This window comes from Pseudomonas sp. HD57-3 (genome assembly GCF_056113135.1).
Window position 1 is genome coordinate 2,041,220 of sequence record NZ_CM148568.1, and the last position, 20,869, is coordinate 2,062,088.

At 59.1% G+C, this 20,869-nt stretch carries 17 protein-coding genes; 13 read left to right on the plus strand and 4 right to left on the minus strand.

The genetic code is table 11. The features are described from left to right. The first annotated feature begins 85 nt into the window (after positions 1–85). Both AC0R79_RS09240 and AC0R79_RS09245 read left to right on the plus strand, forming a co-directional pair. Positions 86–1,000 (plus strand): DUF808 domain-containing protein, encoded by a 915-nt coding sequence (locus tag AC0R79_RS09240; RefSeq protein WP_085605845.1) that lies wholly within the window; start codon positions 86–88, stop codon positions 998–1,000. Positions 1,001–1,130: 130 nt separating this feature from the next. Further along, positions 1,131–1,508 (plus strand): DUF805 domain-containing protein, encoded by a 378-nt coding sequence (locus AC0R79_RS09245; protein ID WP_375746081.1) that lies wholly within the window; start codon positions 1,131–1,133, stop codon positions 1,506–1,508. A gap of 85 nt (positions 1,509–1,593) precedes the next feature. Here AC0R79_RS09245 and AC0R79_RS09250 read toward each other — a convergent pair whose 3' ends face one another. Continuing rightward, positions 1,594–2,382: an MlaA family lipoprotein gene (locus AC0R79_RS09250; protein WP_011333106.1), complete on the minus strand. Its 789-nt coding sequence runs from the start codon at positions 2,380–2,382 to the stop codon at positions 1,594–1,596. Then, the gene (locus AC0R79_RS09255; RefSeq protein ID WP_007959293.1) at positions 2,375–3,673 is read right to left on the minus strand and encodes a serine protein kinase PrkA; all 1,299 of its coding nucleotides are present in this window, start codon (positions 3,671–3,673) and stop codon (positions 2,375–2,377) included. Before AC0R79_RS09255 ends, AC0R79_RS09250 begins: the two co-directional genes overlap by 8 nt. A 223-nt stretch (positions 3,674–3,896) precedes the next feature. Between AC0R79_RS09255 and AC0R79_RS09260 the strand changes: the two genes are divergently transcribed. Then, the gene (locus tag AC0R79_RS09260; RefSeq protein ID WP_127797323.1) at positions 3,897–4,265 is read left to right on the plus strand and encodes a hypothetical protein; all 369 of its coding nucleotides are present in this window, start codon (positions 3,897–3,899) and stop codon (positions 4,263–4,265) included. 30 nt (positions 4,266–4,295) lie between these two features. Here the strand turns inward: AC0R79_RS09260 and AC0R79_RS09265 are convergent, their stop codons facing one another. After that, positions 4,296–5,891 carry a glycoside hydrolase family 17 protein gene (locus AC0R79_RS09265; protein WP_474734185.1) on the minus strand — a complete coding sequence of 532 codons (1,596 nt, stop codon included), beginning with the start codon at positions 5,889–5,891 and terminating at the stop codon, positions 4,296–4,298. Between the two features lie 300 nt (positions 5,892–6,191). Between AC0R79_RS09265 and AC0R79_RS09270 the strand changes: the two genes are divergently transcribed. The 3 genes from AC0R79_RS09270 (at position 6,192) to AC0R79_RS09280 (ending at position 9,240) form a co-directional block, all read left to right on the plus strand. After that, a complete protein-coding gene (locus AC0R79_RS09270) occupies positions 6,192–7,043 on the plus strand; it encodes a glycine betaine ABC transporter substrate-binding protein (RefSeq protein WP_085605856.1) in 852 nt (283 codons plus the stop codon). Between the two features lie 230 nt (positions 7,044–7,273). Further along, positions 7,274–7,585 carry a DUF485 domain-containing protein gene (locus AC0R79_RS09275; RefSeq protein WP_007959307.1) on the plus strand — a complete coding sequence of 104 codons (312 nt, stop codon included), beginning with the start codon at positions 7,274–7,276 and terminating at the stop codon, positions 7,583–7,585. Further along, a complete protein-coding gene (locus tag AC0R79_RS09280; protein WP_064594474.1) occupies positions 7,582–9,240 on the plus strand; it encodes a cation acetate symporter in 1,659 nt (552 codons plus the stop codon). The genes AC0R79_RS09275 and AC0R79_RS09280 overlap by 4 nt, the downstream gene beginning before the upstream one ends. 823 nt (positions 9,241–10,063) lie before the next feature. Here the strand turns inward: AC0R79_RS09280 and gltA are convergent. Then, a complete protein-coding gene (gltA, locus tag AC0R79_RS09285) occupies positions 10,064–11,353 on the minus strand; it encodes a citrate synthase (RefSeq protein ID WP_007959044.1) in 1,290 nt (429 codons plus the stop codon). Between the two features lie 364 nt (positions 11,354–11,717). Here gltA and sdhC point away from each other — a divergent pair, with 364 nt between their 5' ends. The 7 genes from sdhC to lpdA all read left to right on the plus strand — a co-directional run bounded on the left by sdhC (position 11,718) and on the right by lpdA (position 20,828). Next, complete coding sequence (gene sdhC, locus AC0R79_RS09290) at positions 11,718–12,092, plus strand: succinate dehydrogenase, cytochrome b556 subunit (protein WP_011333113.1); 375 nt, start codon at positions 11,718–11,720, stop codon at positions 12,090–12,092. After that, positions 12,086–12,454, plus strand: a complete 369-nt coding sequence (gene sdhD, locus AC0R79_RS09295; RefSeq protein ID WP_007959040.1) for a succinate dehydrogenase, hydrophobic membrane anchor protein — start codon at positions 12,086–12,088, stop codon at positions 12,452–12,454. Before sdhC ends, sdhD begins: the two co-directional genes overlap by 7 nt. A gap of 3 nt (positions 12,455–12,457) precedes the next feature. Beyond that, entirely contained in the window at positions 12,458–14,230 is a 1,773-nt protein-coding gene (sdhA, locus tag AC0R79_RS09300; RefSeq protein WP_007959037.1) for a succinate dehydrogenase flavoprotein subunit, read from the plus strand. Positions 14,231–14,241: 11 nt separating this feature from the next. Continuing rightward, entirely contained in the window at positions 14,242–14,946 is a 705-nt protein-coding gene (locus tag AC0R79_RS09305; protein WP_007959035.1) for a succinate dehydrogenase iron-sulfur subunit, read from the plus strand. 253 nt (positions 14,947–15,199) lie between these two features. Then, positions 15,200–18,031, plus strand: coding sequence for a 2-oxoglutarate dehydrogenase E1 component (locus tag AC0R79_RS09310; protein WP_007959032.1), 2,832 nt, complete (start codon positions 15,200–15,202; stop codon positions 18,029–18,031). A 42-nt stretch (positions 18,032–18,073) separates the two neighbouring features. After that, positions 18,074–19,294 carry a 2-oxoglutarate dehydrogenase complex dihydrolipoyllysine-residue succinyltransferase gene (odhB, locus tag AC0R79_RS09315; protein WP_007959031.1) on the plus strand — a complete coding sequence of 407 codons (1,221 nt, stop codon included), beginning with the start codon at positions 18,074–18,076 and terminating at the stop codon, positions 19,292–19,294. Between the two features lie 97 nt (positions 19,295–19,391). After that, positions 19,392–20,828 (plus strand): dihydrolipoyl dehydrogenase, encoded by a 1,437-nt coding sequence (lpdA, locus tag AC0R79_RS09320; RefSeq protein ID WP_127797326.1) that lies wholly within the window; start codon positions 19,392–19,394, stop codon positions 20,826–20,828. Positions 20,829–20,869: the final 41 nt, after the last annotated feature.

Sequence of the window (20,869 nt, forward strand, 5' to 3'; positions counted from 1 at the left end):
GCCTCGCGCAGCGCTCAACAATGCCCCGTGTGGCCTGCAGTCGCGGTATGCTGCGCGGCATTATTCACATAAGGAAACAAGATTCATGGCAGGAAGCAGTTTGCTGGTGCTGATCGACGACATCGCTACCGTTCTGGACGACGTTGCGTTGATGACCAAAATGGCTGCCAAGAAGACCGCCGGCGTGCTCGGCGACGACTTGGCGCTCAACGCCCAGCAAGTCTCCGGCGTACGCGCGGAGCGGGAAATCCCGGTGGTCTGGGCGGTGGCCAAGGGCTCATTCGTCAACAAACTGATCCTGGTGCCGTCGGCGCTGGCGATCAGTGCCTTCGTGCCGTGGCTGGTGACGCCGCTGTTGATGGTCGGTGGCGCCTACCTGTGTTTCGAAGGTTTCGAAAAACTCGCGCACAAGTTTCTGCACAGCAAGGCCGAAGACGAGGTCGAGCATGCGCAACTGGTCGAGGCCGTGGCTGATCCGGCAACCGATCTGGTGGCGTACGAGAAGGACAAGATCAAGGGCGCGATCCGCACCGACTTCATCCTCTCGGCGGAAATCATCGCCATCACCCTCGGCACCGTGGCCGATGCTTCGCTGACCCAGCAAGTGATCGTGATGTCGGGCATCGCCATTGTCATGACCGTGGGTGTTTACGGTCTGGTGGCCGGCATCGTCAAACTCGATGATCTCGGTCTGTGGCTGACCCAGAAGCCTGGGCAGATGGCCAAAAGTATCGGCAACGGCATCCTGCGTGCGGCGCCGTACATGATGAAAAGCCTGTCGGTAATCGGCACCGCAGCGATGTTCCTGGTCGGTGGCGGCATCCTGACCCACGGCGTACCGGTGGTGCATCACTGGATCGAAAGCGTCGGCGCAGCGGCCGGTGGCGCCGGGTTTGTGGTGCCGATGCTGTTGAACGGCGTGGCGGGGATCATCGCGGGTGCGGTGGTGCTGGCGGGCGTGTCCGTGATCGGCAAAGTCTGGAAAGCTCTGAAGGGCTAAAAAAATCGCTTCTCCCACATTTCTTTCAGATTGTTCCTACATTGTTGTTTTGAGGACATTCGTAGACTCCGCACCGCTGTTTCTCCAGTAACGGTTGGAACAGATTTTTCGGTAGCGAAGGGATTCTGGAATGAAATGGTATTTGCAGGTATTGAGGAAGTACGCAACGTTCAAAGGGAGAGCCAGCAGAAAAGAGTTTTGGATGTTTTTTCTAATGGAAACCTGTTTGCAGGCGGTGTTTCTTGCGATTGGATACGCTACGGAACTGAATAGAGAACCTTATTATTTGCTGGCACTGCCAATTTATGGCGTATTGACCTTGAGCCCTCGTCTAGCAGTGATTTGGCGCAGGTATCACGACATGAATAAAAGTGGACTCAATATATTCTGGGCGGCTGTTCCTTTGGTTGGGCCGTTCATTTTCTTGATCACGTTGGCGGCAAGCGGGACAAAAGGGGAGAACAGTCACGGCCCGGACCCAAGGGAGCCAAAGGTTGTTCATGCTTGAAAGTTCAATCTGCAAGGATTGATCACTGTGAAATAAAAAAGGCCATTCGACTCGCATCGAATGGCCTTTTTTGTGGCCGGCGTTTTTACTCGGCGATCTGCAACTTGCGCGACTCGGTGTAGACGTAGCGCACCTTCTCGTACTCGAACGGTGAGTTCAGCTGACCGTAGCGGAAGCTGGTCTGGTAACGCTTGTCGACGCCACGCAGTACCCAGACTTCTGGGTGGTTGGAGCTGACTTCCGAGACATTGAGGAAGTTGATCGCGGACTCGGCGGTGTAGTCCACGGCCAGGCCTGCGGTGTCGCGCAGGTTCGACGGGCCGAGGATCGGCAGCACGAAGTAAGCGCCGCCCGGTACGCCGTAGAAGCCCAGGGTCTGGCCGAAGTCTTCGTTCTGACGCGGCAGGCCCATGGCGGTGGCCGGATCCCAGAGCCCGGCGATGCCGATGGTGGTGTTGAGCAGCAGGCGCGCGGTGGTTTCCATCGAGCGCTTGCCCTTGAACTGCAACAGGCTGTTGACCAGGTTCGGTACGTCGCCAATGTTGTTGAAGAAGTTGCTCACGCCGGTGCGCACGAAGCTCGGGGTGATGTAGCGGTAGCCATCGACCACCGGCAGGAACACCCATTGGTCGAAGCGGTAGTTGAAGTGGTAGACGCGGCGGTTCCACTCTTCCAGCGGGTCATAGACGTTCAGCGCGCTGAGGGTCGAGCGCTCGAACTCGCGCTGATCCAGCCCCGGGTTGAACTTGAGTTTGGACAGCGGCTCCTTGAAGCCATCGCTGTCGATGACCACCGGTGCATTGGCTTTGCTGTTGTCGGCCTGGGCCATACCTGCACTGAGGAGCGCTGCAATCAGCAGGAGATATTTAGCCACGGAAGAACTCCAGCATGGCGTCGCTGTTGACGCGGTAGTTAAGGTTGCCGCAATGGCCGCCCAGCGGATAAACGGTCAGGCGATCGCCGAAGGTCCGGCGCAGGAAACCGAGGTCGCCCGGGCCGAGGATCACGTCGTCGGCGTTGTGCATGACGGCGATTTTCGGGCTGTCGTGCAGGTAATCCTTCAATGCGTACAGGCTCACCTGATCGATCAGTTGCAGCAGGCTGCCGCCGTCGGTGCGGGCGCGCCACATCGGAATCACCTGTTCGGTGAGGTAGCAGTCGAAGTCGCATTGCAGCGCACGCTTGAGGAATGGCGTGAGGCTGGTGCCTTCGGTGATCGGGAATTTCGGCGGGGTGATCAGGCCGCGGCGGTTGATCAGGTCCGAAGTGAACGCGATATCCGCCGCCGAGAAGCGGAACGAGGTGCCGATCAGCATCGCCATCTGTTCGTTGCTCAAGTGCTGCTTGGACTGCTGGAAGTCGTAGAGCAGTGCATCGTTGAGGTCGATGTAGCCCTTCTGCTGGAAGTAGCGGGTCAGTTTGCTCAGCACCAGTTCATAGAAGGTGGTGCTGTTGTTGATGCCCTTGACCTCGGTCTGCACCAGTTTGTCGAGGTTGGTGATCGAGGTGTAGAGGTTGACCGGCGGATTCAGCAGCAGGACTTTCTTGAAGTTGAAGCTGCGACGGGTTTCATCCAGATGGGCCACAAATGCGGCGTCCAGTGCGCCGAGGCTGTAGCCGCTCAGGTAATAGTCGGTGACCGGCAGTTTCGGGTTCTGCGCCCGCACGGCCTGCATCACCCGGTACATGTCTTCGGCGTCTTCCTTGGTCACGCCGGGGGTGGCGAAACGCGAGGCGGCGCTCATGAAGTCGAAGCTGGTCGGCGATGACAGCTGCACCACGTGGTAGCCGGCCTTGTAATAAAGCTTCTTCAGGTATTCGTTGAGCGTGCTGTCGTAGCGCGCGCCGGTGCCTGCGATCAGGAAGATCAGCGGCGCGGCCTTGTCTTGGGTGGCGATGCGGTAAGTCAGTTTTTTCACCGGCCAGAAATTGTCCGGCAGGATGAATTCGCGCTCGGGGCGCAGGGTGACGCTGCGATCGGTCTGATCGATGTCGTCGTCCAGTGGCAGTTCAGGGCGCAAGTCCGGCGGCGTGGTGGCGATGGTCGCCTCGAACGGGTTGGTCAGGGGATAGCCATAGCTGGCGGCGTCGATATCCACCGCCAGCGCGGACGCACTCAGAATAAGGCCGCCAAACAGGGCGGCGAAGCGCAAGGAACGGAGCATGACTAGATCCCTTAGAGGAAGGTGCCGAATGAGGTTCGCAGGCTATGACCACCGGGTTTGCGCCAAAGTGCCATGCCACGGCACCAAACTGACGGAATTCGGAGTAATAGTAGCCGGACGATACACTTTGCACGGAATGAATGGCCAGTTAAGAGTTGTTAGGCCTTGCGTATGCGCGGCGGCAGATTAAGCTGGCCGCCGATTTCATCGATTGGAGTGTTCCATGTCCCGCCGCTTGCCCGTGATTCTGCTGCTCGTTCTGTTGCCGTTGTGGCTGGCCGCCAGTTATGGCGCGCGTTATGGCTTCATGGAGGACGCGCAGTGGGTGGGCATCTGCGTGGATGAGGCGAGCCGCTGGGAATGCTCGGTGCGCTCGAACCTGGGCCTGATGATTCATTTCCAGATGCTGGGCTGGGCGGCGATCGCGGCTGCGGTGATCGGTTTTGTCGTGCCGGGACGGGCAGGGTGGTGGCTGGCGGTGCTGGCGCTGGTGTTCGGGTTGCCGGCGCTGGCGCTGTACAACACGACGCTGGCGGTGTTTGCGGTGGTGATTGCCGGGTTGCGACTGGTCCGGGAATCCCGCGACGCCTGATCGTCAGTCATCGCGGGCATTCTCTGTGAATCAGGCTTTGCGAACCCGCAGGCAGCGCCAAAGTGCAGCCACCATCACCACGCTGACCAGCGCCCAGCCCCACGCCTGCTGATTCTGCAATCCTTCACGGAACAGCTGCGGCGCAATGCCGGCGCCGATGATGAAGGTCAGCAGGGCGATCTCCCTACGGGCCACGGGCACCGGGCGGCACAGGTAAACCAGCGCGGGCAGGATGAACGCCGCGCTCGGAAAACTGCGATAGCGCGGATCGAACACCAGCTCCAGCATCATCACCGCAGCGGCGAAACCGGCTGCTGCGACCAGCCAGCCGGCCCGTCGCTCGAAAGCGTTGAACGCCTGTTCACGCCAGCCACTGCGGGCGCTCAAGGTCAGCGCGGCATGGGCCAGCACCAACAGATTCAGAGCCGTAAGCAACCCGACCCACAGCCATTCGCTGGCAAACCGCGTGGTCACCCGCGCCAAATCACCCCAGGCACCAATTGAGCAGGCGGCGAGGGCGCCGAGCAGCGGCAGGATCAACGCCGAACGCGTCGTACGAACCCGACCACCCAGCAGCAGTGTTCCGAGGAAAATCAGTCCACCGACCGCCAGCCACTGCGACCAGTACGGCACGTTCGACACCGGGCCGGCCAGCACGCCCTTGTCCTGACGATCGGCATCGAACAGCCCCCAGTAACCGCCGACCGCGCCTTCGCTGCCGCGCTTCCACGGCTGGTCGAACGCTTCGATCAGGTTGTAACGCCAGCCTTCCTGTTCGGCGAGGGTGACAAAACCACGAATGAACTTGGCCTCGTTGACCCGGCTCGGCAGCGCGGTCTCCCGCTGGCGACCTTCGCTCGGCCAGCCGGTTTCGCCAATCATCACGTCCTTGGGGGCGAACTTGTTGCCGAACACCTGACGCACTTCCGCTACATGGTGCAGCGCGGCGTCGATGTTCGACGGATCGTCTTCCCAGTACGGCAGCAAATGAATGGTCAGGAAATCCACCGCCGGCGCAACTTCCGGGTGCTTGAGCCAGAACTCCCAGACATCGGCGTAGGTCACCGGCTGCTTGATGTGGCTCTTGACCTTGTTGATCAGCTTCACCAGTTGGGTCGCGGTGACCTCTTTGCGCAGCAAGGCCTCATTGCCGACGATTACGGCGCTGACCACGTCCGGGTTGGCGTTGGCCGAAGCGATCAGCAAGTCGACTTCTTTCTCGGTGTCCACCGGATTGCTGTTGACCCACGCGCCGATCATCAACTTCAAGCCGTGCTTGCGCGCCAGGTCCGGCAGCGCTTCGAGGCCGGTCATGGAGTAGGTGCGGATACATTCGAAGCGGGTGGCGAGCAGGGCGAGGTCGGCGTCCATGCGCTCCGGGCGCAGTTTGAACGGCACGTCGAACGGCGACTGGTCTTTGTCGAACGGGGTGTAGGAGGCGCATTGCAGCTTGTGGGTCGGGGTGGCGACGTCCGGCAGGATCACCGGTTTGCCGAGGCCGTACCAGAAGCCGCACAGGGCAAACAGCCCGAGCAGGCAGGCGAACACATAAGGAAGAAAGGGGAAGCGGGAAGTCGCGGACATGGTCAGGCCGAGTGGCTGCAAAGCGACGCATGTTACCTGCATTTATAAGCAGGTTGGTGGCCCGCACGATTTTGACATGCAAAGTTCGGGCGGATTGTCTGGCGCCAAATATCCGGAGGCAGTTAATGGCTTTCTGATGTCGTTTCTCGTTGCCTTGAGGTCGCTGACAGAGCAGGTCTTATCGGGCGTCAGGTTGATGATCGAACTCGTCAGTACCCTTATTGATAATCCGGCTGATGTACTAACGAGTTTGCGGTCAGGCGTGATGGGGGCGCTGTGCACCATAACAATACGTTGACGATGTCCGGCATCCGTCGGGCGCAGCATTTCGGGGAAGTAACGATGAAGATGCGACGACTTTTAGGCGCAGGTGCCGCTCTGGTGCTTGCGATGGGCTCCACACTCGCCAGTGCTGAAACCAAGACCCTGAACATCGGTTACGTTGACGGCTGGTCCGACAGCGTCGCGACCACCCACGTGGCGGCCGAAGTGATCAAGCAGAAACTCGGCTACGACGTGAAACTGCAAGCCGTCGCCACCGGCATCATGTGGCAGGGCGTTGCCACCGGCAAACTCGACGCCATGCTCTCGGCCTGGCTGCCGGTGACCCACGGCGACTACTGGACCAAGAACAAGGATCAGGTCGTCGATTACGGCCCGAACTTCAAGGACGCGAAAATCGGTCTGATCGTGCCGGAGTACGTCAAGGCCAAGACCATCGAAGACCTGAAAACCGACGACTCCTTCAAGAAACGCATCGTCGGCATCGACGCCGGTTCAGGCGTGATGCTCAAGACCGATCAGGCGATCAAGGATTACGACCTGACCGGCTATCAACTCAAGGCCAGTTCCGGCGCCGGCATGATTGCCGAGCTGACCCGTGCCGAGAAGAAAAACGAATCCATCGCCGTCACCGGCTGGGTGCCGCACTGGATGTTCGCCAAGTGGAAACTGCGCTTCCTCGACGACCCGAAAGGCGTGTACGGCGCGGCTGAAACCGTGAACAGCATCGGCAGCAAGGAACTGGCGACCAAGGCGCCGGAAGTGGCCAAGTTCCTGAAGAACTTCCAGTGGGCTTCGAAAGACGAAATCGGCGAAGTCATGCTGGCGATTCAGGACGGTGCAAAACCTGACGCAGCGGCCAAGGATTGGGTTGCCAAACACCCGGAACGTGTTGCCGACTGGACCAAGTGATTTAAGCCGAAGCGTCTAATCTGCGCTTCCCAGGGCCGCCCGACATGACAGTCGGGCGGCCTTTTTTATTTGCCCACTATTAATAAGCAGCGTTGGCCGTTTTCGGCTTGTCTGGAAATTGGCAAAAACGTCATGGCGTTCTACTACTAAGGTCGTCTGGAACCCGGCTCGTAGCCGCATACAGTGGATATGTTCCAAAAATAAAAATCTGTGCTGCGAGGATAAAAACAATGAACGACAGCATTTACCTCTCTATTCAGAACAGCCCGCGCTTCAAGGAGCTGGTCAAGAAAAGAGAAAGGTTCGCTTGGATACTCTCGGCGATCATGCTCGGGCTCTACTCCGGCTTCATCCTTCTGATCGCGTACGGGCCGCAAGTGCTCGGCACGAAAATCAGTCCCGAATCGTCCATCACCTGGGGCATTCCGATCGGTGTCGGGCTGATTATCTCGGCCTTCATCCTGACCGGCATTTACGTGCGCCGCGCCAATGGCGAGTTCGACGACCTGAACAACGCGATTCTCAAGGAGGCTCAGCAATGATCCGGCGTCTACTGGCTCTTTTGAGCATCGCAGCGTTCGCTCCGGCCGTCTGGGCCGCTGACGCCCTGACCGGCGAAGTCCACAAACAACCACTCAACGTTTCCGCGATCGTCATGTTCGTGGCGTTCGTTGGCGCGACCCTGTGCATCACTTACTGGGCGTCCAAGCGCAACAACTCGGCGGCCGACTACTATGCGGCGGGCGGCAAGATCACCGGTTTCCAGAACGGCCTGGCGATTGCCGGTGACTACATGTCGGCGGCGTCCTTCCTGGGTATTTCCGCGCTGGTGTTCACCTCCGGCTACGACGGCCTGATCTACTCGATCGGCTTCCTGGTGGGCTGGCCGATCATTCTGTTCCTGATCGCCGAGCGTCTGCGTAACCTGGGTAAATACACCTTTGCCGACGTGGCGTCCTACCGCCTCGGGCAAACCCAGATCCGCACCCTGTCTGCCTGCGGTTCGCTGGTGGTGGTGGCGTTCTACCTGATCGCGCAAATGGTCGGTGCCGGCAAGCTGATCCAGCTGCTGTTCGGTCTCGACTACCACGTTGCGGTGATTCTGGTCGGTATCCTGATGTGCATGTACGTGCTGTTCGGCGGCATGCTGGCGACCACCTGGGTGCAGATCATCAAGGCGGTGCTGTTGCTGTCCGGTGCCTCGTTCATGGCACTGATGGTGATGAAGCACGTCAACTTCGACTTCAACACCCTGTTCTCCGAAGCCATCAAGGTTCACGCCAAGGGCGAAGCGATCATGAGCCCGGGCGGTCTGGTAAAAGATCCGATCTCGGCGTTCTCCCTGGGGCTGGCACTGATGTTCGGTACCGCCGGCCTGCCGCACATCCTGATGCGTTTCTTCACCGTGAGCGATGCGAAGGAAGCCCGTAAGAGCGTGCTGTACGCGACCGGTTTCATTGGCTACTTCTACATCCTGACCTTCATCATCGGCTTCGGCGCGATCCTGCTGGTCAGCACCAACCCGGCCTTTAAGGATGCGGCTGGCGCTCTGCTCGGCGGCAACAACATGGCGGCGGTGCACTTGGCCAACGCCGTGGGCGGCAGCGTGTTCCTCGGCTTCATCTCGGCGGTAGCGTTCGCGACCATTCTGGCAGTAGTGGCCGGTCTGACTCTGGCCGGTGCTTCGGCGGTGTCTCACGACCTGTACGCCAGCGTGATCAAGAAGGGCAAGGCCAACGAGAAGGATGAGATCCGCGTTTCGAAGATCACCACCATCGCACTGGGCGTTCTGGCCATCGGCCTGGGCATCCTGTTCGAAAGCCAGAACATTGCGTTCATGGTTGGCCTGGCGTTCTCCATCGCGGCGAGCTGCAACTTCCCGGTGCTGCTGCTTTCGATGTACTGGAAGAAGCTGACCACCCGTGGCGCCATGATTGGCGGCTGGTTGGGTCTGGTGAGTGCGGTGGGCCTGATGATTCTTGGCCCGACCATCTGGGTGCAGATTCTGCATCATGAGAAGGCGATCTTCCCTTACGAGTATCCTGCGTTGTTCTCGATGATCATTGCGTTTATCGGGATCTGGTTCTTCTCCGTTACCGACAAGTCGGCGGCGGCTGAGAACGAGCGTGCGGCGTTCTTCCCGCAGTTTGTGCGTTCGCAGACTGGGTTGGGGGCTAGTGGGGCGGTTTCGCACTGAGGTTTTTGTGTAGGTTGAGTTGAATGGAAAAGTGCCCTGATCGAGAGATTGGGGCATTTTTTTGTGGGCGGTTATCGGATGTTCTTGGGGTTGGGTGTATATCCGTTGTTGTGGTAACGGCTTCTTGGGGTTCCGCCCTTACGGCGGGTCACTTTTGGCAAACGCCCCAAAAGTAACCAAAAGGTCTCTAACCCTGACGTACGGCCCCTCGCTGAGGCTCGGGGTTCCTTCGCTCCGGGATTGATCCGGGGGCATCGCCTACGGTTTGCTTCGCTGCACCTCCTCTCGATGCATGCGGCTGCGCCGCACGGTCGCTGCGCTCCCACCCCCGGATCAATCCCTCCACTCAGCCTGCCGACGGGCCCTGCGATCAGAAGCGGTACTCGAGCTAGCGCTCATTGTGGTGAGTGGGGAGGAGCGGGGCTTTTGACTTGGTTTTTGCTTTGGCTCTGGCTTTTGATTTTTTGCCCCTTCGGCAGGCCGAGCGGAGGTGTCCATCAGGGGGTAGGCGCGCAGCGCCGTGCGGCGAAGCCGCATACATCGAGAGGAGGTGCAGCGAAGCAAACCGTAGGCGATGCCCCCTGATGGACACCGTAGCGAGGGAACACTGAGCCTAGGCGAAGTGCCGTACGCCGGGGCTCAGCCTTTTTGGTTACTTTTTCGGCGTTTGGAAAAAGTGACCCGCCGTAAGGGCGGAACCCTAAGAAGCCGTTACCGCAGCAACGGATATACACCCGATCAAAGACCGCAAAAACAAAAACGGCCCCCATTCTCATGGAGGCCGTTCCCGGTACAACGCTAAGACGCTATCGCAAGACAGCCCTTATTTGCGGTCTTCCAGCTTGGTGATATCCCGCGACTCATAACCCGTGTACAGCTGACGCGGACGGCCAATCTTGTACGGGCTGGAGAGCATTTCCTTCCAGTGCGAAATCCAGCCGACAGTACGTGCCAGGGCGAAAATCACAGTGAACATGCTGGTAGGAATGCCGATTGCCTTGAGGATGATCCCCGAGTAGAAGTCGACGTTCGGGTACAGCGAGCGCTCGATGAAGTACGGATCGGTCAGGGCGATCTCTTCCAGGCGCATGGCCAGTTCGAGTTGCGGATCGTTCTGGATGCCCAGTTCCTTCAACACTTCGTCGCAGGTCTGCTTCATGACAGTCGCGCGAGGGTCGCGGTTCTTGTAGACGCGGTGACCGAAGCCCATCAGCTTGAACGGATCGTTCTTGTCCTTGGCCTTGGCGATGAACTTGTCGATGTTCGAAACATCGCCGATTTCATCGAGCATGGTCAGCACGGCTTCGTTCGCACCGCCGTGGGCAGGGCCCCACAGTGCGGCGATGCCGGCGGCGATACAGGCGAACGGGTTGGCACCCGAAGAGCCCGCCAGACGCACGGTGGAGGTCGAAGCGTTCTGCTCGTGGTCGGCGTGGAGGATGAAGATCCGGTCCATGGCCTTGGCGAGTACCGGGCTGATCGGTTTGATCTCGCACGGGGTGTTGAACATCATGTGCAGAAAGTTTTCCGCGTACGACAGGTCGTTGCGCGGGTACATCATGGGTTGACCCATGGAGTACTTGTAAACCATCGCGGCCAGGGTCGGCATCTTGGCAACCAGGCGGATCGCGGAGATTTCGCGATGCTGCGGGTTATTGATGTCGAGGGAGTCGTGGTAGAAGGCCGAGAGGGCGCCGACTACACCACACATGACGGCCATCGGGTGGGCGTCACGGCGGAAGCCGTTGAAGAAGGTTTTCAGCTGCTCGTGAACCATGGTGTGGTTCTTCACGGTGCCGACGAACTGGGCCTTTTGCTCTGCAGTCGGCAGTTCGCCGTTCAGCAGCAGGTAGCAGGTTTCCAGGTAGTCCGACTTTTCAGCCAGCTGTTCGATCGGGTAGCCGCGGTGCAGCAGGATGCCGTTGTCGCCGTCGATATAGGTGATCTTCGATTCGCAGGAAGCGGTCGACATGAAACCGGGGTCGAAAGTGAAGCGGCCCGTGGCCGTCAGGCCCCGAACATCGATAACATCGGGACCAACGGTGCCGGTTAAAATGGGCAGCTCGACGGGGGCTGCGCCCTCGATGATCAACTGCGCTTTTTTGTCAGCCATGTGGCCTCCTATTTATGCTTGAAATCATCAGACAGACCCCCCACGCAGGGCCCGCACCACTATAGTGAGATAAATTCGAATGTCAATTTGCCTAAAGTCTTGCTCCAGAAGGCTTTAACCGTACTTTTTCCTCGAAATTGCCTGCCATTTACGCCTTTTATACGACTTGTGCAATCCGCTATTGGGGGTAGGCGATTGCGTTGTCATTAGTAGCCTAACTGTCTATACTCGGCGACCGACCGCCAAGGGCTTTTGGGCTTGCTTTCATTGGGGGTCGCATCCCTGGGTGGTGGTTACCTGACCAGTGCACTCCCCAACAACTTTGCCCTGATTGTTAGGGGCTCTTCAGTGTGAAAAAAAAGCCGTGAAAAGCCAACGACCTGTAAACCTAGACCTAAGGACCATCAAACTCCCCATCACCGGCGTTACGTCGTTTCTTCACCGTGTTTCCGGCATCATCCTCTTCCTGGGCCTTGGCATCATGCTTTATGCATTGGGCAAATCCCTGGGTTCCGAGGAAGGTTATGTCGAGGTGAAGGCATGCTTGACCAGCCCGCTGGCCAAGTTCGTAGCATGGGGCCTCCTGTCCGCTCTTCTGTATCACCTGGTTGCCGGTGTGCGCCACTTGATCATGGACATGGGCATCGGTGAGACGCTGGAAGGCGGCCGCCTGGGCTCGAAACTGATCATCGCCGTTTCCGTGGTGCTGATCGTTCTGGCAGGAGTTTGGATATGGTAACCAGCGTTACAAACCTTTCGCGTTCGGGCCTCTATGACTGGATGGCACAGCGTGTGTCTGCGGTCGTTCTCGCGGCTTATTTCATCTTCCTGATCGGCTACCTCGTCGCGAACCCGGGCATTGGCTACGACCAATGGCACGGCCTGTTCGCCCACAACGGAATGCGTATCTTCAGTCTGCTGGCACTGGTTGCCCTGGGCGCTCACGCCTGGGTCGGCATGTGGACCATCGCGACCGACTACCTGACGCCAATGGCGCTGGGTAAGTCCGCGACTGCAGTACGTTTCCTTTTCCAGGCAGTATGCGGCGTCGCGATGTTCGCTTACTTCGTCTGGGGTGTGCAGATTCTCTGGGGTATCTGATTCATGGCTAACATTCCAACGATTTCTTTCGACGCCATCATTATTGGTGGCGGCGGTGCCGGCATGCGCGCAGCGCTGCAACTGGCACAGGGCGGTCACAAGACTGCCGTGATCACCAAGGTTTTCCCGACCCGTTCGCACACTGTGTCCGCACAGGGCGGCATCACCTGCGCCATCGCTTCGGCCGACCCGAACGATGACTGGCGCTGGCACATGTACGATACCGTCAAGGGTTCCGACTACATCGGTGACCAGGACGCTATCGAATACATGTGTCAGGAAGGCCCGGCTGCCGTTTTCGAGCTGGACCACATGGGTCTGCCGTTCTCGCGTACCGAGCAAGGCCGTATCTACCAGCGTCCGTTCGGCGGTCAGTCGAAGGATTACGGTAAAGGCGGGCAGGCTGCCCGTACCTGCGCCGCTTCCGACCGTACCGGTCACGCGCTGCTGCACACCCTTTATCAGGGCAACCTGAAAGCCGGTACCACGTTCCTGAACGAGTACTACGCTGTCGACCTGGTGAAAAACCAGGAAGGCGAATTCGTCGGTGTGATCGCGATCTGCATCGAAACCGGCGAAACCACCTACATCCGCGCCAAAGCCACCGTACTGGCTACCGGCGGTGCAGGTCGTATCTACGCATCCACCACCAACGCCCTGATCAACACCGGTGACGGCGTCGGCATGGCTCTGCGTGCTGGCGTGCCGGTACAAGACATCGAAATGTGGCAGTTCCACCCGACCGGCATCGCCGGTGCCGGTGTACTGGTTACCGAAGGTTGCCGTGGTGAAGGTGGTTACCTGATCAACAAGCACGGCGAGCGTTTCATGGAGCGTTATGCTCCGAACGCCAAAGACCTTGCCGGTCGTGACGTTGTTGCCCGTTCGATGGTTAAAGAGATCATTGCCGGCAACGGTTGCGGTCCGAATGGCGACCACGTAATGCTCAAACTCGACCACCTGGGCGAGGAAGTGCTGCACAGCCGTCTGCCAGGCATCTGCGAACTGTCGAAGACTTTCGCGCACGTTGACCCGGTGGTTGCTCCGGTTCCGGTTGTTCCGACTTGCCACTACATGATGGGCGGCGTTGCCACCAACATTCACGGCCAGGCGATCACCCAGGACGCCGAAGGCGTGGATCAGATCATTCCTGGTCTGTTCGCGGTAGGTGAAGTGGCTTGCGTATCGGTTCACGGTGCCAACCGTCTGGGCGGCAACTCGCTGCTCGACCTGGTGGTATTCGGCCGCGCTGCCGGCCTGCACCTGGAAAAGGCGCTGACCGACGGCATCGAATACGACGACGCTACCGAAGCCGACATCGAAGCTGCCCTGGCGCGTCTGAACGCCCTGAACAACCGTACCGACGGCGAAGACGTCGCTACCCTGCGTCGCGAGCTGCAAAGCTGCATGCAGAACTACTTCGGTGTATTCCGTACCGGCGAATACATGCAGAAGGGTATTGCCCAGCTGGCTGATCTGCGCAAGCGCATCGCGAATGTGAAGATCAACGACAAGTCGCAGGCGTTCAACACTGCACGTATCGAAGCGCTGGAACTGCAAAACCTGCTGGAAGTGGCTGAAGCTACCGCCATCGCTGCCGAAGTACGTAAAGAGTCCCGCGGCGCTCACGCCCGTGAAGACTTCGAAGACCGTGACGACGAAAACTGGCTGTGCCACACCCTGTACTTCCCGGGTGACAAGCGCGTCACCAAGCGTGCCGTGAACTTCTCGCCGAAGACTGTTCCGACTTTCGAACCTAAAGTCCGGACTTATTAAGGGTGACCGCCATGTTGCAAGTCAGTGTTTATCGTTACAACCCTGATCAGGACGCTGCGCCGTTCATGCAGGAATTCCAGGTCGATACCGGTGGTAAAGACCTGATGGTGCTGGACGTTCTGGCCCTGATCAAAGAGCAGGACGAGGGTTTCTCCTATCGTCGCTCCTGCCGTGAAGGCGTCTGCGGCTCCGACGGCATGAACATCAACGGCAAGAACGGCCTGGCGTGCATCACGCCGCTGTCCGCTGTCGTAAAAGGTAACAAGCTGATCGTTCGTCCGCTGCCAGGTTTGCCGGTTATCCGTGACCTGGTTGTCGATATGAGCATCTTCTACAAGCAATACGAGAAGGTTAAGCCATTCCTGCAGAACGACACGCCGGCTCCGGCCATCGAACGTCTGCAGTCCCCTGAAGAGCGTGAAAAGCTCGACGGTCTGTACGAGTGCATCCTGTGCGCTTGCTGCTCGACCTCTTGCCCGTCCTTCTGGTGGAACCCGGACAAGTTCCTGGGTCCAGCTGCCCTGCTGCAAGCGTACCGCTTCCTGGCAGACAGCCGTGATACCAAGACGTCCGAGCGTCTGGCGTCCCTCGATGACCCGTTCAGCGTCTTCCGCTGCCGGGGCATCATGAACTGCGTCAACGTATGTCCGAAAGGCCTGAACCCGACTAAGGCCATCGGTCACATCCGTAACATGCTGCTTTCGAGCGGCGTGTGATTCAGCTGCTGTAACCGCTGTACCCGCAGAGGGCTTAGGCGCGGGCTTCAACCCGCGCCATGGCTATAACCAGAGCAGCAGCCATAAGCTGCGGCTCTTATTTTGAAGAAATGAGACAAGCAGGGGCATCCGGGCTGGTACCCGGACTATCAGTGTGATCCTAAGTGGCTTGTTTTGGTCGCTGCATTCGGACTTCTGCAAGCTTGCTCGGTGTCGACACCGATGGTGTTCCCCTAACCGAGGGTGACCAAGCATGCAAGAAAGCGTGATGCAGCGCATGTGGAACAGCGCCTACCTTTCAGGTGGAAACGCTGCCTATGTGGAAGAGCTCTACGAGCTCTACCTGCACGACCCTAACGCTGTGCCGGAAGAGTGGCGCACCTACTTTCAGAAGCTGCCTGCCGACGGCAGCTCTGCCACAGATGTTTCGCACTCCACAATTCGCGATCATTTCGTGCTGCTGGCAAAGAACCAGCGCCGCGCCCAACCGGTTTCCGCCGGCAGCGTGAGCAGTGAGCACGAGAAGAAGCAAGTTGAAGTGCTGCGATTGATCCAGGCCTACCGTATGCGTGGCCACCAGGCAGCCCAGCTTGACCCGCTGGGGCTGTGGCAGCGTCCTGCACCTGCAGACCTGTCGATCAATCACTACGGCTTGACCAATGCCGATCTTGATACGACCTTCCGTGCCGGCGACCTGTTCATCGGCAAAGAGGAAGCGAGCCTACGCGAAATTCACGAAGCGTTGCAGCAGACATATTGCCGCACCATCGGCGCTGAATTTACGCACATCACCGATTCCGAGCAGCGCCAGTGGTTCCAGCAGCGTCTGGAAAGCGTGCGTGGCCGTCCGGAATATTCCGCGGACATCAAGAGCCACCTGCTCGAGCGCGTGACGGCCGGTGAAGGCCTGGAAAAATACCTGGGCACCAAATACCCGGGCACCAAGCGTTTCGGTCTGGAAGGCGGCGAAAGCCTGATTCCGATGCTCGACGAACTGATCCAGCGTTCCGGTTCCTACGGCACCAAGGAAGTCGTCATCGGCATGGCCCACCGTGGCCGTCTGAACGTACTGGTCAACACTTTCGGCAAGAACCCGCGCGAGCTGTTCGACGAGTTCGAAGGCAAGAAGAAGGTCGAGCTGGGTTCCGGTGACGTTAAATACCACCAGGGCTTCTCGTCCAACGTAATGACCACCGGCGGTGAAGTTCACCTGGCCATGGCGTTCAACCCGTCCCACCTGGAAATCGTTTCCCCGGTGGTCGAGGGTTCGGTTCGCGCCCGTCAGGATCGTCGCAACGACCCTACCGGTGAGAAGGTTCTGCCGATCTCCATTCACGGTGACGCGGCATTCGCAGGTCAGGGCGTGGTGATGGAAACCTTCCAGATGTCGCAGACCCGCGGTTTCAAGACCGGCGGTACCGTGCACATCGTGATCAACAACCAGGTCGGTTTCACCATCAGCAACCCGCTGGACTCGCGTTCCACCGAGTACGCGACCGACGTTGCGAAAATGATCCAGGCGCCGATCCTCCATGTGAATGGTGATGATCCGGAAGCCGTATTGTTCGTGACCCAGCTGGCCATCGACTACCGCATGCAGTTCAAGCGTGACGTGGTGATCGACCTGGTCTGCTACCGTCGTCGCGGCCACAACGAGGCCGACGAGCCAAGCGGCACCCAGCCTCTGATGTATCAGCAGATCACCAAGCAGCGCACCACCCGTGAGCTGTACGCTGATCGTCTGACCCAGGGCGGTGTGCTGGACGCAGAGCGTGTTCAGGCGAAAGTCGACGAATACCGCAACGCGCTGGACAACGGTCTGCACGTAGTGAAATCGCTGGTCAAAGAGCCGAACAAAGAGCTGTTCGTGGACTGGCGTCCGTATCTGGGCCACGCCTGGACTGCGCGTCACGACACTCGTTTCGACCTCAAGACCCTGCAGGAACTGTCCGCCAAGCTGCTGGAAATTCCGGAAGGCTTCGTGGTTCAGCGTCAGGTCGCGAAGATCTACGAAGACCGTCAGAAGATGCAAGCCGGCGGCCTGCCGATCAACTGGGGTTACGCCGAAACCATGGCGTACGCGACCCTGGCGTTCGAAGGTCACCCGATCCGCATGACCGGTCAGGACATCGGCCGCGGTACGTTCTCGCACCGTCACGCTGTGCTGCACAACCAGAAAGATGCCGGTACCTACATTCCGCTCAAGCATCTGTATGAAGGTCAGCCACGCTTCGACCTGTACGACTCGTTCCTGTCGGAAGAAGCTGTACTGGCGTTCGAATACGGTTACTCGACCACCACGCCGAACGCGCTGGTGATCTGGGAAGCCCAGTTCGGCGACTTCGCCAACGGTGCACAGGTCGTTATCGACCAGTTCATCACCAGCGGCGAGCACAAGTGGGGCCGTCTCTGCGGTCTGACCATGCTGCTGCCACACGGTTACGAAGGTCAGGGCCCTGAGCACAGCTCGGCACGTCTTGAGCGTTACCTGCAGCTGTGCGCCGAGCACAACATTCAGGTGTGCATGCCGACCACCCCGGCCCAGATTTACCACTTGCTGCGCCGTCAGGTGATTCGCCCGCTGCGCAAGCCATTGGTTGTTCTGACTCCAAAGTCGCTGCTGCGCCACAAACTGGCCATCTCGACCCTGGAAGATCTGGCCGAAGGTTCGTTCCAGACCGTGATCCCGGAAATCGATGCACTGGACCCGAAAAAGGTCGAGCGCGTTGTTCTGTGCAGCGGCAAGGTCTACTACGACCTGCTGGAAAAACGTCGTGCCGAAGGCCGCGAAGATATCGCCATCGTGCGTATCGAGCAGCTGTACCCGTTCCCTGAGGACGACTTGAAAGAAGTCCTGGCTCCTTACACCAACGCCAAAGCGGCCGTGTGGTGTCAGGAAGAGCCGATGAACCAGGGCGCCTGGTACTGCAGCCAGCACCACCTGCGTCGCAGCATCAGCAACCTCAACAAATCTCTCGTACTCGAGTACGCGGGCCGTGAGGCTTCTGCTGCACCTGCATGTGGTTACGCATCGATGCACGCCGAGCAGCAGGAACAACTGCTGCAAGCCGCGTTTACCGTTTAACGCCTTCGCGCACCTGAAACCGAATTTAAGGAACCACAGATAATGGCTATCGAGATCAAAGCCCCCACTTTCCCGGAATCGGTTGCCGATGGCACCGTTGCCACCTGGCACAAACAACCGGGCGACGCCGTCAAGCGTGACGAACTGATCGTCGACATCGAAACCGACAAAGTCGTACTGGAAGTGCTGGCTACCGCCGACGGCGTGCTGGGCGCAATCGTCAAGGGCGAGGGCGAAACCGTCCTGTCCGACGAAGTGCTGGGCTCCATCGTTGAAGGCGGCGCTGCTGCTGCCGCCCCGGCTGCCGCTGCTGCTCCGGCCGCTGCTGCCGCTGCTCCAGCCGCCGATGGCGAAGACGACCCGATCGCAGCTCCAGCCGCGCGCAAGCTGGCTGAAGAGAACGGCATCAACATCGCTTCCGTTGCCGGCACCGGCAAAGGCGGTCGCGTGACCAAGGAAGACGTGGTTGCAGCCGTTGCTGCCAAGAAAGCCGCTCCGGCTGCCGCGCCTGCCAAGGCTGCTGCTCCGGCCGCCGCCGCTCCTGTGTTCGCCGCTGGCGACCGCATCGAGAAGCGCGTTCCGATGACCCGCGTTCGTGCCACCGTTGCCAAGCGTCTGGTTGAAGCTCAATCGAACATGGCGATGCTGACCACTTTCAACGAAGTCGACATGACCGAAGTCATGGCCCTGCGTTCGAAGTACAAGGACCTGTTCGAGAAGTCCCACAACGGCGTACGCCTGGGCTTCATGTCGTTCTTCGTGAAGGCTGCCACCGAAGCGCTGAAACGCTTCCCGGCTGTCAACGCTTCGATCGACGGCAACGACATCGTTTACCACGGTTATGCTGACATCGGCGTCGCTGTTTCCAGCGACCGTGGCCTGGTGGTTCCGGTTCTGCGTAACGCCGAACACATGAGCCTGGCTGAAATCGAAGGCGGCATCGCAACCTTCGGCAAGAAAGCCCGTGACGGCAAACTGTCGATGGACGAAATGACCGGCGGTACCTTCACCATCACCAACGGTGGTACCTTCGGTTCGATGATGTCGACCCCGATCGTCAACCCGCCGCAGGCAGCGATTCTGGGCATGCACAACATCATCCAGCGTCCGATGGCCATCAACGGTCAGGTCGTGATCCGTCCGATGATGTACCTGGCACTGTCCTACGATCACCGTCTGATCGATGGCAAAGAAGCTGTAACCTTCCTGGTGACCATCAAGAACCTGCTGGAAGATCCGGCTCGTCTGTTGCTGGATATCTGATAGAAGCAGTCACGCGCTGCAAGCTTCAAGCTGCGGGAAAACGCAGCCTGGCTTGCAGCGCGCGGCTTGAAGCTTTTCGCTAAAGAGGATTTTTTGAATGTCGCAGAAATTTGACGTAGTAGTGATCGGTGCGGGCCCTGGCGGCTACGTGGCAGCTATCAAGGCCGCGCAACTCGGCCTGAGCACTGCCTGCATCGAGAAGTACACCGATGCTGAAGGCAAGCAAGCCCTGGGCGGCACCTGCCTGAATGTAGGCTGCATTCCTTCCAAGGCGCTGCTGGACAGCTCCTGGAAATACAAGGAAGCGAAAGAAAGCTTCAACGTCCACGGTATCTCGACCGGCGAAGTCAAAATGGACGTCGCAGCGATGGTTGGCCGCAAGGCTGGCATCGTCAAGAACCTGACCGGCGGTGTTGCCACCCTGTTCAAGGCCAACGGTGTTACTTCGATCCAGGGCCACGGCAAACTGCTGGCCGGCAAGAAAGTCGAAGTCACCAAGCCGGACGGCTCGGTTGAAGTCATCGAAGCCGAAAACGTCATCCTGGCTCCAGGCTCGCGTCCGATCGATATTCCACCGGCTCCGGTCGATCAGAAAGTCATCGTTGATTCGACTGGCGCTCTGGAATTCCAATCCGTACCTAAGCGTCTGGGCGTGATCGGCGCTGGCGTGATCGGTCTGGAACTGGGTTCGGTATGGTCGCGTCTGGGCGCCGAAGTGGTTGTTCTGGAAGCACTGGACACTTTCCTGATGGCAGCGGACACCGCTGTTTCCAAGGAAGCGCTGAAAACCCTGACCAAACAGGGTCTGGACATCAAACTGGGCGCTCGCGTAACCGGCTCGAAAGTGAACGGCGACGAAGTCGTTGTGAACTACACCGATGCCAACGGCGAACAGACCATTACTTTCGACAAGCTGATCGTAGCCGTTGGTCGCCGTCCGGTGACCACTGATCTGCTGGCTGCCGACAGCGGCGTGACCCTGGACGAGCGCGGTTTCGTGCACGTTGACGATCACTGCGCCACCACCGTACCGGGCGTTTACGCCATCGGTGACGTGGTTCGCGGCATGATGCTGGCTCACAAGGCCTCGGAAGAGGGCATCATGGTTGTCGAGCGCATCAAGGGCCACAAGGCCCAGATGAACTATGACCTGATCCCTTCGGTTATTTATACTCACCCGGAAATCGCATGGGTCGGTAAAACCGAGCAGGCCTTGAAAGCTGAAGGCGTTGAAGTTAACGTCGGCACCTTCCCGTTCGCAGCATCCGGCCGTGCCATGGCCGCCAACGATACCGGTGGTTTCGTCAAGGTCATCGCCGATGCCAAGACTGACCGCGTATTGGGCGTGCACGTGATTGGCCCGAGCGCTGCAGAACTGGTTCAGCAGGGCGCGATCGGTATGGAATTCGGTACCAGCGCTGAAGACCTGGGCATGATGGTTTTCTCCCATCCGACCCTGTCCGAAGCCTTGCACGAAGCAGCTCTGGCAGTGAATGGCGGCGCCATCCACATTGCCAACCGCAAGAAGCGTTAAGACACAATAAGAAACCACGGCGGTACGGCCCGTCGTGAGCC